The organism is Yoonia sp. BS5-3 (assembly GCF_038069655.2).
GTDB lineage: Bacteria > Pseudomonadota > Alphaproteobacteria > Rhodobacterales > Rhodobacteraceae > Yoonia > Yoonia phaeophyticola.
In genome coordinates, this window is the sequence record NZ_CP150951.2 from 602,819 (window position 1) to 619,104 (window position 16,286).

Below are 16,286 nucleotides of genomic sequence, written 5' to 3' on the forward strand. Positions count from 1 at the left end.
AATTGGGGTGCGTTGGGAGGGAAAGAGCGAACAAATTTCTAGAAATTTGTTCTGCCCCAAGAATTTTCTAGAAAATTCTTATTCCTCATCCTCCGCATCCAGGAGTTCCATGTTAAGGCCGAGGCCCCGGACTTCTTTCACAAGCACGTTGAACGATTCAGGCACACCGGCCTCAAAATTGTCCTCGCCCTTGACGATGCTTTCATAAACTTTCGTCCGGCCTGCCACGTCATCCGACTTCACAGTCAGCATTTCCTGCAGGGTGTAAGCCGCGCCATAAGCTTCCAATGCCCAGACTTCCATTTCCCCGAAACGCTGGCCACCGAACTGGGCTTTACCGCCCAACGGTTGCTGCGTGACAAGGCTGTAAGGCCCGGTAGAACGTGCGTGGATCTTGTCGTCGACCAAGTGGTGCAGCTTCAGCAGGTATTTCACACCCACCGTCACCTTACGGCTAAACTGCTCACCTGTGCGGCCATCATAGAGCACAGACTGACCAGAGGTGTCGAACCCAGCGCGTGTCAGCGCGTCGTTCACATCAGCCTCTTTAGCACCATCAAAGACAGGCGTCGCAATTGGCACACCGCGTGTGATGTTACCAGCCGCTTCAACCAGTTCGCCTTCATCCATGCCCGCAACGCCTTCGTCATAGACGTCATCGCCATAGACGATCTTCATCGCATCACGCACGGGGGTCAGATCGCCAGAACGGCGATATTCACCCAACGCGTCATCAATCTGGATACCCAGACCACGTGCAGCCCAACCCATATGGGTCTCAAGGATCTGCCCGACGTTCATACGCGACGGCACACCCAGCGGGTTCAGACAGAAGTCAACCGGCGTACCATCAGCAAGGAACGGCATGTCTTCCATGGGGACAACCTTAGAAATAACACCTTTGTTCCCGTGACGACCGGCCATCTTGTCACCGGGCTGCAGCTTACGCTTCACGGCAACAAAGACCTTGACCATCTTCATGACACCTGGGGGCAGATCGTCGCCGCGGCGGACCTTTTCGACCTTATCCTCAAAGCGGGCATCCATGGCCTTTTTCTGGATCTCATACTGCTCGTTCAGGGCCTCAACGACCTGCGCGTCAGCTTCATCCTTCAGGGCAATCTGCCACCACTGGCCACGGCTGAGCTCAGACAGGGCCTCTTCTGTGACAACTGAGTTCGGCTTGAACCCTTTTGGACCTTTCACGGCTTCTTTGCCCAGGATCATGTCCTTCAGACGGGCGTAGATGTTCCGATCCAGGATGACCAATTCGTCATCACGGTCACGGGCAAGGCGTTCAACCTCTTCGCGTTCGATCTGCAGGGCACGTTCGTCTTTTTCCACACCGTGGCGGTTAAAGACGCGGACCTCAACAACAGTACCGAAATCACCAGGCTTCACGCGCAGCGATGTGTCGCGGACGTCAGATGCCTTTTCACCAAAGATAGCGCGCAAAAGCTTTTCTTCGGGGGTCATCGGGCTTTCGCCCTTTGGTGTGATCTTACCAACAAGAATGTCGCCTGGTTCAACCTCAGCACCGATGTAGACAATACCGGCTTCATCAAGGTTGCGCAGCGCTTCTTCACCGACATTTGGAATATCGCGGGTGATTTCCTCTGGCCCAAGCTTTGTATCACGGGCAGCGACTTCAAATTCCTCAATATGGATTGAGGTAAAGACGTCATCACGGACGATCCGCTCAGAGATCAGGATGGAGTCCTCATAGTTATACCCGTTCCAAGGCATAAAGGCGACGACCACGTTCTTACCCAGGGCCAATTCACCGATATCGGTGGATGGACCATCGGCAATCACCTGACCTTTTTGAACCGTGTCGCCCACTTTCACCAGCGGACGCTGGTTGATGCAGGTGTTCTGGTTCGAGCGCTGGAATTTGCGCATGCGGTAGATATCAACGCCAGCATCGCCCAGTTCAAGGTCAGAGGTCGCACGGATCACGATCCGCTGCGCATCCACCTGGTCGATGATCCCGGCACGTTTCGCCATGATCGCCGCACCCGAATCGCGGGCAACGACCTCTTCGATACCAGTACCGACCAAAGGTGCCTCAGCCTGAAGCAAGGGCACAGCCTGACGCATCATGTTCGAGCCCATCAAGGCCCGGTTCGCATCGTCATTCTCAAGGAATGGGATCAGCGAGGCCGCAACAGAAACCAGCTGCTTGGGCGAGACGTCGATCAGGTCCACGTTTTCGCGTGGGCTCAGCGTGTAATCACCGTTTTTCCGGGTCGAGACCAGTTCGTTGTTGAACGAACCTTCGTCATTCACATTCGCATTCGCCTGCGCCACAGTGTGACGCATTTCTTCGGTCGCGGACATATAGCTGACCTCATCGGTCACCTTGCCCTCAACCACTTTACGATATGGGGTCTCGATAAAGCCGTACTTATTTACCCGGGCGAAAGTCGCCAGGCTGTTGATCAGACCAATGTTTGGCCCTTCCGGCGTTTCAATCGGACACATACGGCCGTAGTGGGTTGGGTGCACGTCGCGCACCTCAAAACCAGCACGTTCGCGGGTCAAACCACCGGGCCCAAGCGCGGACAAGCGGCGCTTGTGCGTCACCTCGGACAGCGGGTTGGTTTGGTCCATGAACTGGGACAGCTGGGAAGAGCCAAAGAACTCACGCACAGCGGCAGCGGCAGGTTTGGCGTTGATCAGATCCTGTGGCATGACCGTGTCGATTTCGACGGATGACATACGCTCTTTGATCGCACGCTCCATGCGCAGCAGACCAACGCGGTACTGATTTTCCATCAACTCGCCAACAGAACGGACACGGCGGTTCCCTAGGTGGTCGATATCGTCCACATCGCCTTTGCCGTCACGCAGCTCAACCAGTGCCTTGATGCAGGCCACGATATCTTCCTTGCGCAGGGTGCGCATGGTGTCTTCGGCATCCAGATCAAGACGCATGTTCATCTTGACGCGGCCAACCGCAGACAGATCATAACGCTCAGCATCGAAGAACAGCGTGTCAAACAGCGCCGAGGCAGATTCAACCGTTGGCGGCTCACCCGGACGCATAACGCGATAAATATCCATGAGCGCGGTTTCGCGGTTCATGTTCTTATCCTGCGCCATAGTGTTGCGCATGTAAGAGCCAACAGTGACGTTATCGATATCCAGCACAGGGATCGTTGTGATGCCGGCATCAACCAGATCTTTGAGCGTGCCGCCGATAACGTCGCCATCTTTGTCCATCTCAAGGGTCAGCTCATCACCTGCCTCGACATAGATCGCACCGTTCTCTTCGTTGATGATGTCTTGGGCAACAAATTTACCGACGATGTTCTCGTAAGGCACCAGCAGATCAGTAACCTCGCCCGCGTCGATCAGTTTCTTAACCGAACGGGGGGTGACCTTTTCACCGGCTTTGGCAATAACTTCGCCGGTTTTGGCGTCTACCAGATCATGGGTCGGGCGGGTGCCGCGCACACGCTCAGGGAAGAACTTGGTCTGCCAGGCATTGGCCTTCTTGTCCAAGTGATACTCAACCGTGTCGTAATAGGCATCCATGATGCCTTCCTGATCCAGACCCAGCGCATAAAGCAGGGTGGTCACAGGCAATTTCCGACGACGGTCAATCCGGCAGAACACCAGATCCTTGGCGTCAAATTCAAAGTCCAGCCAGCTGCCGCGATATGGGATAATGCGGCAGGCAAACAGCAACTTACCCGAGGAATGGGTCTTGCCCTTGTCGTGGTCAAAGAACACGCCGGGTGAACGGTGCATCTGGGATACGATCACGCGCTCGGTGCCGTTGACGACAAATGTACCATTTGGGGTCATCAAAGGCATATCGCCCATGAATACGTCTTGTTCTTTGATGTCTTTGACAGACTTCGCGCCTGTATCTTCATCCACATCAAACACGATCAGACGGAGGGTGACTTTCAGCGGCGCGCTGTAGGTCATGTCACGCTGCTGACATTCCTCAACATCATACTTCGGCTTTTCCAGCTCATACTTGACGAACTCAAGCACGGCTGTTTCATTGAAATCCTTGATCGGGAACACCGACTGGAAGACACCTTTGATGCCTTCACCGTCAAGCGGTGTGTCACTGTCGCCAGAGCGCAGGAACAGATCGTAGGATGATTTTTGAACCTCAATAAGGTTCGGCATTTCAAGTACTTCACGGATTTTGCCGTAGTACTTACGCAGGCGTTTCTGACCAAGGAACGTAGAAGCCATGTTTGCCGGGTCTCCATAATGTCAGAACGCGCGCTTTGGCCGGGCAACCAAAACACACGTCCGATTGAGGTAGGATCGTTCCAATACCTGAGATGTATCCCAAACATCTCTCCCGAAACGATCAACTTACCTGTCAAAACGCGCAAGCGAAGCGCTTTGAAAGATAAGTTTCAAATGAGCTAGGGTTGTCTATGTCCGATTTCTGAGCGCCTGAACGGACCAATTAAGAGAGATTCGGCAAAAGTTCAAGGGCATTCCCAAAAATCAATAGGTTTTCGTAAACCCCGCGCCCGGGCGTCTTGCCTGACCGTGAAGCTGAAAAAAGGCGCCCGGCACGAACGCACCAATACCCCAGCCGTACATACAGGTTCTGTACGGAATACATACAGGATATTTCCCGGCAAGAAACCTGACAACAACACTAGACAAAGGCGGCAATTCACGCCCGAGTTGCCAGTTAAGAAACCAACTCTCCATAGCCCGCAGGACCTCATGCGTATTTCATTTTTCAGCATTCTGCTACTGGCCAGCACGACCATCGCGCAAGCCACGATCCAGCCTGAAGCGCTTCGCAAATTGGCATATGAAGGCAATTTCCAAGCGGTTGATGACGCGATGGCAGCGGCGCACCAAGAAAGCTTGACGGGCGAAATCAGCTATGATGATCTGGGAAATGTTTTCCTCCGGACGCATCCGGACATGGATGATTTCCGGGCGCTGTGGCTCGAAAACCTTCCGGATTCGCCCTATGCGCAAATGGCCACCGCGTGGTCGCTTTACAATCACAGCTTTTCGGTCCGCGGAGGGGCCTTTGCCCGCGACACGCCTCCGGCGGCATTAGATGCCTTTCGGGAATTGCAGCGGGAGGCCGCCGCGCTGACGGTGCGTGCCTATGACACGGCCCCAGATTATGTCCCCGCATCCGATGGCATTATCCGAATACAGCTGTCCGCTGGGATCATGATGGGGTGGCTCTTTCGCGGCGTCGTCAAGGATATCATGGAAACGACACCCAATTATGGAACACTTGAACGTCTCTCGTCGCATGCGCTTGTACATTGGGGCGGCCGGGGTCAGCGGGATATCGTCAATCTGTGCGATGCATATTTTGATAGACTTCCAGAATACCCGGACCTGACGTACGAAATATGCCTTGTCTCCCTTCTCGCCTATAATGACATGTTAGAGCCGAATTGGTCCTTCGTTGCAGATGTACTGGATCGCGAAAACCATGAATTGTTGACCATGGCACGCTTGGAACGCGCCTTAGCGCGGCGAACCGACGAAGACCTCCAAATTCTGATGGACTATCTCGACAATACGCGGTTCGACGAACCATGGATACGCGATCAGTACCGCATCGCAAGCAGCTTTGCCCGAATACACTGGAATTCTCGGTATCAAGAAGTCGGTGACTTTATGGCAGATTTTCAACCGCGCTTTTACACCGAGATCATGACCGAGTTGGCGCGCAATCCATTCAATTTAACTTTATTGGAAATTATAATTGAGGACGACAATCGAAGAAGGGTACGGCTGACCCGAGCTGACCCATTGCAAATTGGAAACTACAAACTTCGGCGTGCCTTCCTACAACCGTACCACAAAGGGAATTGGTCCGCTGCCGTTGCCCCATACGCTGAACTGGGCAATCCGACGGTTTTGAACACCTATGATATGCCTCTGTACAATGCGGTGGCGTACTCCAATCATGATATTTTTGCGATTAGGCATTTCCTGTTTCACAAGATTGAGCAATATGAACGCTTCCGAGACCCCATTGGAACACGCGGTTTCCGAGGTTGGTCCGAACACCCGGACGAAGATATTATTCGCGAAATTGGTTGCCGCGTGGCAACCCTTATTAGGCTCTTTGACGATGCGGCAAAGCGTCACCCGGAGCATATCAACTCTATTGACGGCTTTCGTATCAACCATAACCTGGATGAAGCCGAACTTAGAACGGTAAGTGCCTGTGATTATGTGTGGAGCGCGACCATCGGAGAGCTCAGATTTGAACCGATTGAATTGCAGGCAAGATATCTGTTGGTAATCCCGGACAGCACGCCTTTTGCGCCCCATCTGGGGATTTTTGAAAGAAACGTGCCCAGCGCAAGACGATAACCGCCCGCAGGAACCAGGCTGATATTTGATGCCAAAGGTGCCAAGTTCTTTACGATATGTGAGTTCGTCAAATAAGCCAGCTTGGGGTGTGGAGAAACGCATGCGCTTTAGCCCCCAGCACGGTGTACTTTCTATCGCAAGATCAGGCCACCCAGGCCCGCTGGCTGTCACCGCCGGTTTCGTCCGGCAAGGAAAAGAGCGTAACATAACCGCGCAAATCATCCGAACGCGCATGCAGCTGGTCGGTTGATGCTTTGATATTCTCCGCCATGGCGGCACTTTGTTTTGTCGCCTGATCCAACGATGCCGCCCCTTCCTTTATACCACCGAGGGTTTGAGAATACCCGACGAAGGTTTCGACCAGCGCGCTGACATCCTGGTCAACCGTGCGCACCCCGCCAATGGCCTGCTCCAACGATGTGCCGACATCCCGCACGAGATTGGCGCCGTTTTTCATCTGCTTGACAGAGTTTGAGATAAGCCCATGGATTTCGCGTGCCGCATCGGTCGTACGGTTGGACAGGTTTTGGATTTCGGTGGCGACCACAGCAAAGCCGCGCCCCGCCTCGCCTGCGCGCGATGCCTCGACTGCTGCGTTCAGGGCCAAAAGGTTTGTCTGGAAAGCGATATCTTCGATGACCCCGATAATCTTTTGGACTTCTGCTGAACTGGTTTCGATTTCGGACATCGCGGCCACCGCAGAGACCACGATATCGCCGCTATTCTTCACCGTTTCATTCGTTGACATCACCGTCGTTCTGACGCCCCTTGCACGGTCCACGGCAGTCTCCGTATGGGTTGCCGCCTCAGAGAGTGAGGCCAGAATATCGGACAATGTCCTGGCTTGATGATCCGCGCGCGTCGACAAATCAGATGCGGCCGAGACCAGTTGCCCAACTTCGTCATCCACGCTGGAACAGACGCTGGATATACTATGCAACGTCGTTCCCATGACATGCTGGGCGGTATTGAAGTTTTCGCGCAGAATTTCGAACTGCCCTGCAAATGGTTGCGCGATATGTGACGCAAGATCGCGATCCGCCAATGCGGCCAAACCGCCCGATAGCTCTTCAATTGCCGCTGATTTCGCGGCGTTATCGATCCGTTGCTCTTCTTGCATCTTGGCCGCATCTGCCAAAGCATGCTCAAGCGCGTGGAAATGCTGTTGAATTGATTTCATCTGGGTCAGATGGCCAAAATCATGCCGCGCAACGTCATAATGCCCCGCCTCTAAATCCGAGAGCGCACCACTGATTGAGCGCAGCGGCCGGCCGACCATGCGGCGCATCATCAAGATTACTAATGTGGTCCAGACTAGGAAGACCCCCGTCAAAACCCCTACAGCGGCCAGAGCTAATTTCACAATCGGGGCCTGGATTGCTGCTTGGTCCCAGACCATCAGGATAAATCCGGCCAGGTTGCCATTGGGTTGGATCGCAGGTGAAACCACCAACTGCAGGTCAGGTAGAGTAACCGGCTGCATCGTCTCGCGGATTGTCGCGAAATGGGGCTCCAAAAACCCGGCGGGCAGCCCATCTTCATCGCCCAGCGCGACCATGAGGCCGCCATCTTTGTTATGCACCGCGCCATAGACAAAGACATCGCCAATCCGTTCTATCAGTGCCGTAAAGGCGATTTCGATACGCCGGGTGACATTCCTATTAATGTCCTGCACGATTTGGCCAGAGAACAGATGCAAGGTTTCTTCCTGCCGTGTGGTCGCGTTTTCAACCCCTTTTTGCATCAGCTGTTGATAGTAGATGCTGGAGAGCAAAACGGCCACAATCAAACCAGCACCGCCGAGCGCCAAAGCAATCCGAAAGAAGAGAGACCTTATATCAAAGGTCGCAGCCAGCCTTTGATACAGGGACATGCGCGGACCCTTTGCATGTTTTGTCATCTGCGTCTCCTCTTTCAAGGAAGTTGGTAAACGCAAACTATTTAAGGTCCTCTAAATTTCTGGATGATAAAAACGGATCGTTCCAAGCGCACGATCCTTTGTGGACTTGCATTTCGTTGCAGCTGTGAAGCATGGGGTTTCATACGCCGCACGTTCAAAAACTAAACCCAAAACGCAGGCCACCGCTGGTCGTTTCCTGATCACCCCCCAGCCCCGACAGTTCAACCGAGCTGTCGAATATCACCCCGTTGGCCAGCTCTGTCGCAAAACTAAGACTGATGCGCCCGGTCCAATCACCGTCGGCGATCAAGTCGATCACCAGCGCGTTGTCCGAGGTGGTTTCAAGCCAATCTGCATGCAGCCCGACAAACCCTTCACCGCCTCCGAATTTCTACCCTCACGAACTAACGTTTATTTGCGGCCTGACGCGATCACCAAAAATTTGGCCTCCAAATCAGGCCTAAAGTAGACGGACCTGGGTCAGAGTTACGTCACCTAATGCACCGACGACTTGCGTGTTATTAAGTGCGCATGAACACACTCAGGCATTTTGGGAAAATTTGTTGCGTGGCCCGTGGGCCCCAAGTTTACAGCAAGGAAACGGCGGGCCGTCAGGTTCCATGGCGGCAACAAAAAACCCGGGCCGCCTACGCGCCCCGGGTTCTTGTGATCAATGTGATCGGGCTTAGGCCAGTTCGACTTCTGCGCCAGCTGCTTCCAGCTTGCCTTTGATGTCTTCGGCTTCGTCCTTGGCAACGCCTTCTTTGATCTTGCCGCCAGCTTCGACGAGGTCTTTGGCTTCTTTCAGGCCAAGACCTGTGATGCCGCGAACTTCTTTGATGACGTTGATTTTGGATGCGCCAGCGTTCTTGAGAACGACGTCGAATTCTGTCTTCTCAGCTGCTGCTTCACCGCCAGCGTCGCCGCCGCCAGCAACCATAACTGCGCCACCGGCAGCTGGTTCAATGCCATACTCGTCCTTGAGGATGGTTTTCAGTTCTTGTGCTTCGAGAAGGGTCAGACCAACGATCTCTTCAGCAAGTTTCTTCAGATCAGCCATTTGCTTTTTCCGTTTCTAAATAGTGTGTTCCAACGTGAGGCATTTGCCCCAAGTCAATCCAAGTTGCTTTATGCAGCTTTCTCTTCGATGGTTGAGAGAATGCTTGCGATGTTCGAAGCAGGCGCGCCAATGGCTCCGGCGATGTTGCTTGCAGGTGCACCGATGCAGCCAACGATAGAAGCAATAAGCTCTTCGCGGGACGGCATCGCGGCAACGGCTTTCACACCAGCCACGTCCAGTGCTGTATCACCCATTGCACCACCCAGGATCACGAGCTTTTCGTTATCCTTGGCGTACTTATCCACGACCTTCGCAGCTGCGACAGGGTCTTCGGAATAGGCGAGCACGGTCATGCCTTCGAGGTATTCAGCAATGCTTGCACACGGCTTTCCCTCAAGGGCAATCTTGGCGAGCTTGTTCTTGGCAACGCGTACGGAACCGCCCGCTTCACGCATGTGCGCGCGCAGGTCCTGCATTTCAGCAACTGTCATGCCTTCGTAGTGGGCAACCACAACGACGCCAGAGCTTTCAAAGATCTGGCCGAGATCGTCGACCAGCTGTTCTTTTTGTGCTCTATCCACAGTTTCACTCCAAGTTTGGCACCAGATCAGGTCCGGCACCGGCTCACATTTTGCCTGCGCGCGAACGCGCCGACAGTCGATGTCCACATTTACGGGGGTTGAGCCAGCTTGGGCTGAGGAGAGCCTCAGATCATTCCGGTCTATCCCGTCTCAGGCAGGAATTATCGGCACAAGGCCCACCCACCGTCTCGGACGAACAGATCAACAGGCGAATCGCACAATTGGTCTGGGACGTTGGTTACTGCTGATCAGGCGCATTGCCAAGCCCTTTCAGGACAAACCGCAGTAAATCCAGGCGGTGCAGATGCCAGTTCAGGGAAGGTGTAGATGATCATAACGACTTCTTTAAGGACCATGGGCTATCGTCGAGCGATGAGCGGGGTAACTGACAAAGATATTCGTAACCTTGAGGACTTTTCGGGGATTGCGTCAGATTGGTTTTGGGAAACCGATGCTGAGCATCGGTTTTGCTATTTCTCCGGCCGGATGGAGGAAACGACCAAGATCTGCCCAGATAATCTGATTGGCCTACGCCGGGATCATTTTGCCGAAGGATACATTAGTGACCCTAAATGGCGGGCCCATCTTGAGGATTTGCAGAACCATAGGCCTTTTCGAAACTTCGAATATGAAATCGAGCGTCCAACAGATGGCAGCAGCATCTCGATCCGCATCTCGGGCCAACCCTTTTTTGACGAAACGGGCACATTTACCGGATATCGGGGCATCGGCCACGACATCACCGCTGAAAAGGAAGCAATGCGCCAATTGCTTGAAACCAATGCAGCGCTGGCCGAACGCAACGAGGAATTGGATGAGGCCCGCAAAGCGCTTGAACGCAGTGCCTATGAGGACTTGCTAACGGGGCAACTTAATCGGCGCGCCTTTGAACGTGATCTCGCCGCCGCGCTCAGCATCCCACAAACCCGATCAGGGCTTTTGCATATCGATCTGGATCGTTTCAAATGGGTCAATGATACGATGGGTCATCCGGCGGGTGATGCCGTACTGGTCACGGCTGCAGAACGCATATGTCGCGTTATCGATAAGGGGGGGACAGTCTATCGGGTCGGCGGCGACGAATTCATGGTTATTCTCCAACCTCGCATGACAACCGATGCTGCGGTGATGATCGGCGACAGTATCATTGAGGCGATGGCCGAACCCATTGCCCATGAACATCAAAACGTAACTGTCGGTGCCAGTATCGGATTGGCGTTCGGCAAGGCGGGGCATATCAGCCCCGCGCAATTGGTCACGGATGCCGATGTCGCCCTGTACGAGGCGAAGGCGAATGGCCGCAACATCCTTTGCCAGATCAATGCCGAGGTGCAGGCGCGGATTCAAGCGCATCGCCGTATGGCAACGGATATCCCGCTGGCCATCGAACGAAGCGAAATCGTACCTTATTATCAACCGCAAGTGCATGTTGGAACCGGCGCTGTCGTCGGCGCAGAAGCATTGGTACGTTGGTTTCATCCAACCTTAGGTATTCTGCAGCCACGTATGTTTCTGGATGCAGCTTCCGAACTGGGTTTAATGGCCGAAATTGACCGGCTTATGCTCAGACAAGCGCTTGAAATGACAGGCCGGCTGCGCAGCAATGGTCAGATTTTGCCGTCGATCTCCGTCAATATCAGCGCTGCGCGGCTTATGGATCCAAACTTACCAAATGACATTGAAAGTTACTGGACTGACAAACGATGCCGGTTAAGCATCGAGCTTCTTGAAACAATCTATTTTGACGAAATGCGCGAGACACCGCAGATTTCAGAGAACCTGAACAGGCTACGCGAACTTGGCGTCCGCATTGAAATTGATGATTTTGGCAGCGGGCGCGCCTCGATTACGGGATTGCTGAAGATCCGGCCAGACAGGCTCAAGATTGATCGCAGCCTGATCCAATCGGCCGTGGCGGACCCGACCACCCGCAATGTCGTCGCAGCGATCCTGGACATGACCCATAGCCTGGGAGTTGAGGCCATGGCCGAAGGCGCCGAAACCAGGGCCGATATTGAGACGATCCGCGCCCTGGGCTGCAACGTTTTCCAAGGCTATGCCGTGTCGCATCCATTGGCAGAGGCCGAACTGGCGGCCTATCTGGGCACACGCCACCAAAGCGCCGCAGGATAAATACCATTTAGGACGGGGTGTTATCTGCAACGATCCAACGCAGCCCTGTGGTCGACACACCTTCGGTCCGCGGCAGATAAATCACCTCGCAATGCGCGCTTAGCTCATCGAACTTGCCCGCCCAGTCATCGCCCATCGCAAAAATATCCGCATCAAAGCGCTTTATGTCGTCCGCTTTCTGGTCCCAGCTATGTTCCGGGATCACATCATCAACATAGCGACAGGCCCGCAAAATAATCTCGCGATCAGCATAAGGCATAATGCACTTCTTGCCCTTGATGTCGTTGAATTCATCAGTCGAACAGCCAACGATCAAACGATCGCCTAATGCGGCCAATCGGCGCAATAGATGCACATGGCCCACATGGAACAGATCAAAGGTCCCATAAGTCAGAATGGTTTTTGGTTTGTTTGTGTTCGTCTCAATTGCAGCAAGTAGTTTGGCAAATTTACGATTTTGGGCTTTCCATGGAAAAACAAAACGCGGGTTTGGTGTGCGCCATCCAGAACCATAGTTCTGTTCCAAAACGCGCAACGGCGCAGCGGGAATTGGCAAACCACTTACCTCGCAGGTTCCCAGTGGCACAATATCTGACCGCTGAAGTGTTCCGGCAGCGTAAGGATAGACACTAAAGTTATCATCAGTGCCATATGCCGGAAACAGATCAACCTGAAATCCCGCGATTGATGGCAGTTTAATGATGGCCCCACCTCGACCGGCTAAATACGCATCGATCCCGATCGACTTCAATTGGTCAAAAAGGCGGAAAAAGGCAGCTGCAGCTTCGTCTGGCCCGGCCACATCGAAAATGACCGCAAGATCGATATCGTCGTCATAGGCAATTGGCGCCTTATCTCGGATCAGCCCGAGTAACGTACCAGAATTTGCAAAAACGGCGTACCCTAGTGACTTTAACTGCTGCACGACCTGATGAACTCCGCCGTAAATCTCAGCCGCGTCGACATCCCCCAAACGTGTCGTGACAAAACCATGCGCAGAAAATGACACTCCACCGCTGTGTTTTTCCAACAACTTTTCAAATGCCGTATACTTGTCGAGCTCATTTGCTTTTTCGCGCGCGGCATACAACATCGACATACGTCCGTGGGCGCGGGCGGGCATTGCGCGCGCAACAACAGCAAACATGATGAATGCTTCATGAAACATGGGACTGCGTCTTTGCGCAACAGGAAGCCCCTTGAGCGCCTGAAACTTAAACCTAGGACGCCCATTGATCGTGCCGCTGATCAGCGCCTCTTTCGCCTCAGCATGTAATGCTGCCAGTTTTTGGTCTGCGTCCGCTTGCATGAAGCTTTATCCCCCTGAATGTACGGCTGAAACAAGCCACCTTCATAAAAAAAATCAGGCCTACCACCGGCAGGCCTGATCAAATGCTTTACCAACAATCAGTCTTGGCGCCCTCTGGCACCGACCGATCAGGCGTTACCTGTCGCCGAAGCCACATCGATCGATACGCCTGGACCCATTGTTGAGCTGACGGCGATCTTTTTCATGTAAGTGCCCTTGGCACCGGTTGGCTTGGCTTTGCCAACGGCCTCGACAAAGGCCAGCATGTTTTCTTCAATCTGCTTCGCGCTAAAAGACGCTTTGCCGATCCCAGCATGCACAACACCAGCCTTTTCAGCCTTGAACTGAACCTGACCGCCTTTGGCGTCTTCAACAGCTTGCTTAACGTCCATCGTGACCGTACCAACGCGTGGGTTTGGCATCAGGTTACGCGGGCCAAGAACCTTACCCAGACGGCCAACAACGGCCATCATGTCAGGTGTCGCGATGCAGCGGTCGAAATCGATGGTGCCGCCCTGGATGGTTTCCATCAGGTCCTCGGCACCGACGATGTCTGCACCAGCTGCCTTAGCTTCGTCTGCTTTTTCGCCGCGGGCGAAAACAGCAACGCGAACCGTCTTACCTGTGCCGTGGGGCAGGCTAACCGTACCGCGCACCATTTGGTCGGCGTGACGCGGATCAACGCCCAGTGTCATTGCGATTTCAACAGTTTCATCGAATTTGGCTTTGGCATTATCTTTGACCAAAGACGCAGCTTCGGCCACTGTGACATTCTGCTTGCCGCCAAATGCTTCGCGGGCCGCAGCAGTCCGCTTTCCAACTTTTGCCATTACTTGACCTCCACACCCATAGACCGGGCAGAGCCCATGATGATCTGCATCGCGTTATCGATATCGTTCGCGTTCAGATCTTTCATCTTTGCTTCGGCGATTTCACGAACCTGCTTGGCCGTGATCGAACCAGCAACTGCTTTACCAGGTGTCTGAGACCCGGATTTCAGCTTGGCAGCCTTCTTGATGTAGTAAGACGCAGGTGGCGTCTTGATTTCCATCGAGAACGACTTGTCCTGATAGTAAGTGATGATGGTTGGGCATGGGGCGCCGGGCTCCATCTCGCCAGACTTGGCGTTAAAGGCCTTACAGAATTCCATGATATTGATCCCGCGCTGACCCAATGCAGGACCCACTGGCGGGGAAGGGTTAGCTTGACCTGCAGGAACCTGCAGTTTGAGCGTGCCCACGATTTTCTTGGCCATTGGCCATCTCCTTTTGCAACTCTTGGCACGGCGCGCCGCGACAAGATTTTCGTTGTGTGGTCCGGCGCCGCGCTCGCGAGCGTTTGGCCTCCCACATTTTGGCATTGCTGATCAGATCAACAACACGGGCGGTCGTTAGCCGAGCATAGCCATGTTTGCAAGATAATTCGGCCTGATAAGGCAGGGTTTCATGGCTATCGATGCCCGACCCAGCCCCGATCATCGGTGAACATGCGCCCCGGCGCGATCTCGACAGGCCTATAGTCTTCGGGCAAAGCATCCAGCGGCGCAAAAGGCTTTTGTCCCGCAGCGAGCACGATATTGGCATAGCCCCGCCCGCTGATCGGCCCGCGTATTGCCTGAACATGGGGGTATTGTTTTTGCAAAATCGCATAAGTGCTGCGGGCAAGCCGGCCATCCGGCGCATCAATCAGGTTCACATAGATCGGGCCATCGGTGATCTGACGCAGCCGAGCATAGGTTTCGACCGTGGTCAGATGCGCCGGAACCGAAGCGGATGAAAACGCATCCATCACAACCGCATCAAACCGGCGGGTCGTCTCATTGATGAAAACGCGCCCATCCGCATGCACGATCTGATACCGTGCGCCGACACCCTGCCCTGCAGCATCTCCCCCATCCCGGATAGTTCCAAACTGCGCAATCATCGCGCCCGCCTGCGGCAGGCGCTGCTGGACGACATGGGTGACAAGCGGGTCAATCTCAACGGCGACGGCCTGCGCCTCTGGCCGGGTTTGAAGCAGGGTGGTGGGCAGAGAAAAGCCCCCACCACCGATGAACAAAACGCTGGGCGCCGGCCCCAAATCCCGGTCCATGCGCGCCCAAAGCAATTGGGTATAGGCCAATGCCAACGCCTGCGCCGGGGTATCTGCGCCGATCTGTTCGGCAGCCTGTGTCGTCCGGTCCGCATAAAGGCGGATTTCATTGTCGCGGCGCTGCACATCAATGCAGGACAGCCCAGATTCATAGGTGCAGACGGGGCCCGTGGTCAGGCTTGCGGCAATGAGGGCGCCCGTCAGCACAGCCGGCGCCGGGCTTTGTGCCAATGTCTCGGGCTTATCAGGGGCCTCTACCCGCACGAAGAATGCACATATCAACGTTGCTGCGCCGCAACCGCTGAATGTCATCGCTGATCCGATAAGCGGCAGGGCCACGAACCCGGCGATAATCGCGCCCGCAATCGCCCCGACCGATCCCGCCGCCAAGACGATCCCAAGCGATGATCCCGCCCGTCCAGGACGTGCCTCAACCGCCAATTTTGCCAAAAAGGGCGATGGCAAGCTGACCAAAACAGAGGCCGGGAAAAAGGTGATGAGCACCGCCAGAAACATCCCACCCGTCCCGCGCAGGCCAATTCCATAGATCACAGCCAGGATCGTTGGGGACAGCGCCATTAAAACCGCCGTTGCGATCAACGCCTTTCGGATCGCGAGGGCCGCCGCAGCTTTCGGGCGTTCTGCGATAAAACCGCCAATTGCATTGCCCAGCGCGAACCCTGCCAGCACCGTGGCGATCACCGCGGTCCAGGTGACCAGCGATGTTCCAAAGAACGGCGCCAGAACGCGCCCGGCGGCAATTTCATAGGTCAGGCCAACGATGGACAAAACCAAGATCAGGCCGATCGTCGTCCAAAAGCGCATAAATACCTCAACTGCATGCTGCCTGCTTTACCCAAAAGCAGCTAG

11 protein-coding genes are annotated in these 16,286 nt (G+C 54.4%); 2 read left to right on the forward strand and 9 right to left on the reverse strand.

The window, feature by feature from the left end:
• Positions 1-78 precede the first annotated feature (78 nt).
• Positions 79-4,218, reverse strand: a complete 4,140-nt coding sequence (gene rpoB, locus AABB29_RS03165; protein ID WP_341368328.1) for a DNA-directed RNA polymerase subunit beta — start codon at positions 4,216-4,218, stop codon at positions 79-81.
• Between the two features lie 309 nt (positions 4,219-4,527).
• Here rpoB and AABB29_RS03170 point away from each other — a divergent pair, with 309 nt between their 5' ends.
• Complete coding sequence (locus AABB29_RS03170; RefSeq protein ID WP_341368327.1) at positions 4,528-6,342, forward strand: hypothetical protein; 1,815 nt, start codon at positions 4,528-4,530, stop codon at positions 6,340-6,342.
• A gap of 142 nt (positions 6,343-6,484) precedes the next feature.
• Here the strand turns inward: AABB29_RS03170 and AABB29_RS03175 are convergent, their stop codons facing one another.
• The 4 genes from AABB29_RS03175 to rplJ form a co-directional block, all read right to left on the reverse strand.
• On the reverse strand, positions 6,485-8,242 hold the full coding sequence (locus AABB29_RS03175; RefSeq protein ID WP_341368326.1) for a methyl-accepting chemotaxis protein: 1,758 nt from the start codon (positions 8,240-8,242) through the stop codon (positions 6,485-6,487).
• 154 nt (positions 8,243-8,396) lie between these two features.
• Positions 8,397-8,561 carry a hypothetical protein gene (locus AABB29_RS03180; RefSeq protein ID WP_341368325.1) on the reverse strand — a complete coding sequence of 55 codons (165 nt, stop codon included), beginning with the start codon at positions 8,559-8,561 and terminating at the stop codon, positions 8,397-8,399.
• A 366-nt stretch (positions 8,562-8,927) separates the two neighbouring features.
• A complete protein-coding gene (gene rplL, locus AABB29_RS03185; RefSeq protein ID WP_341368324.1) occupies positions 8,928-9,302 on the reverse strand; it encodes a 50S ribosomal protein L7/L12 in 375 nt (124 codons plus the stop codon).
• Between the two features lie 68 nt (positions 9,303-9,370).
• Positions 9,371-9,883, reverse strand: a complete 513-nt coding sequence (rplJ, locus tag AABB29_RS03190; RefSeq protein ID WP_341369009.1) for a 50S ribosomal protein L10 — start codon at positions 9,881-9,883, stop codon at positions 9,371-9,373.
• Between the two features lie 354 nt (positions 9,884-10,237).
• Here rplJ and AABB29_RS03195 point away from each other — a divergent pair, with 354 nt between their 5' ends.
• On the forward strand, positions 10,238-12,016 hold the full coding sequence (locus AABB29_RS03195) for an EAL domain-containing protein (protein ID WP_341368323.1): 1,779 nt from the start codon (positions 10,238-10,240) through the stop codon (positions 12,014-12,016).
• A gap of 7 nt (positions 12,017-12,023) precedes the next feature.
• Here the strand turns inward: AABB29_RS03195 and AABB29_RS03200 are convergent, their stop codons facing one another.
• From AABB29_RS03200 to AABB29_RS03215, 4 genes are all read right to left on the reverse strand, one after another.
• Positions 12,024-13,325, reverse strand: coding sequence for an adenylyltransferase/cytidyltransferase family protein (locus tag AABB29_RS03200; RefSeq protein WP_341368322.1), 1,302 nt, complete (start codon positions 13,323-13,325; stop codon positions 12,024-12,026).
• Positions 13,326-13,453: 128 nt separating this feature from the next.
• Positions 13,454-14,155 carry a 50S ribosomal protein L1 gene (rplA, locus tag AABB29_RS03205; protein ID WP_341368321.1) on the reverse strand — a complete coding sequence of 234 codons (702 nt, stop codon included), beginning with the start codon at positions 14,153-14,155 and terminating at the stop codon, positions 13,454-13,456.
• Positions 14,155-14,580 carry a 50S ribosomal protein L11 gene (gene rplK / locus AABB29_RS03210; RefSeq protein ID WP_341368320.1) on the reverse strand — a complete coding sequence of 142 codons (426 nt, stop codon included), beginning with the start codon at positions 14,578-14,580 and terminating at the stop codon, positions 14,155-14,157. Before rplK ends, rplA begins: the two co-directional genes overlap by 1 nt.
• A 194-nt stretch (positions 14,581-14,774) precedes the next feature.
• Positions 14,775-16,241, reverse strand: coding sequence for a fused MFS/spermidine synthase (locus AABB29_RS03215; RefSeq protein WP_341368319.1), 1,467 nt, complete (start codon positions 16,239-16,241; stop codon positions 14,775-14,777).
• Positions 16,242-16,286: the final 45 nt, after the last annotated feature.

Bases quoted from the DNA above. Each gene is read 5' to 3' on its own strand.
- rpoB (WP_341368328.1), bottom strand. From the start codon at position 4,218: ATGGCTTCTACGTTCCTTGGTCAGAAACGCCTGCGTAAGTACTACGGC.
- AABB29_RS03175 (WP_341368326.1), bottom strand. From the start codon at position 8,242: ATGACAAAACATGCAAAGGGTCCGCGCATGTCCCTGTATCAAAGGCTG.
- rplL (WP_341368324.1), bottom strand. From the start codon at position 9,302: ATGGCTGATCTGAAGAAACTTGCTGAAGAGATCGTTGGTCTGACCCTT.
- AABB29_RS03195 (WP_341368323.1), top strand. From the start codon at position 10,238: ATGGGCTATCGTCGAGCGATGAGCGGGGTAACTGACAAAGATATTCGT.
- AABB29_RS03200 (WP_341368322.1), bottom strand. From the start codon at position 13,325: ATGCAAGCGGACGCAGACCAAAAACTGGCAGCATTACATGCTGAGGCG.
- rplA (WP_341368321.1), bottom strand. From the start codon at position 14,155: ATGGCAAAAGTTGGAAAGCGGACTGCTGCGGCCCGCGAAGCATTTGGC.
- rplK (WP_341368320.1), bottom strand. From the start codon at position 14,580: ATGGCCAAGAAAATCGTGGGCACGCTCAAACTGCAGGTTCCTGCAGGT.
- AABB29_RS03215 (WP_341368319.1), bottom strand. From the start codon at position 16,241: ATGCGCTTTTGGACGACGATCGGCCTGATCTTGGTTTTGTCCATCGTT.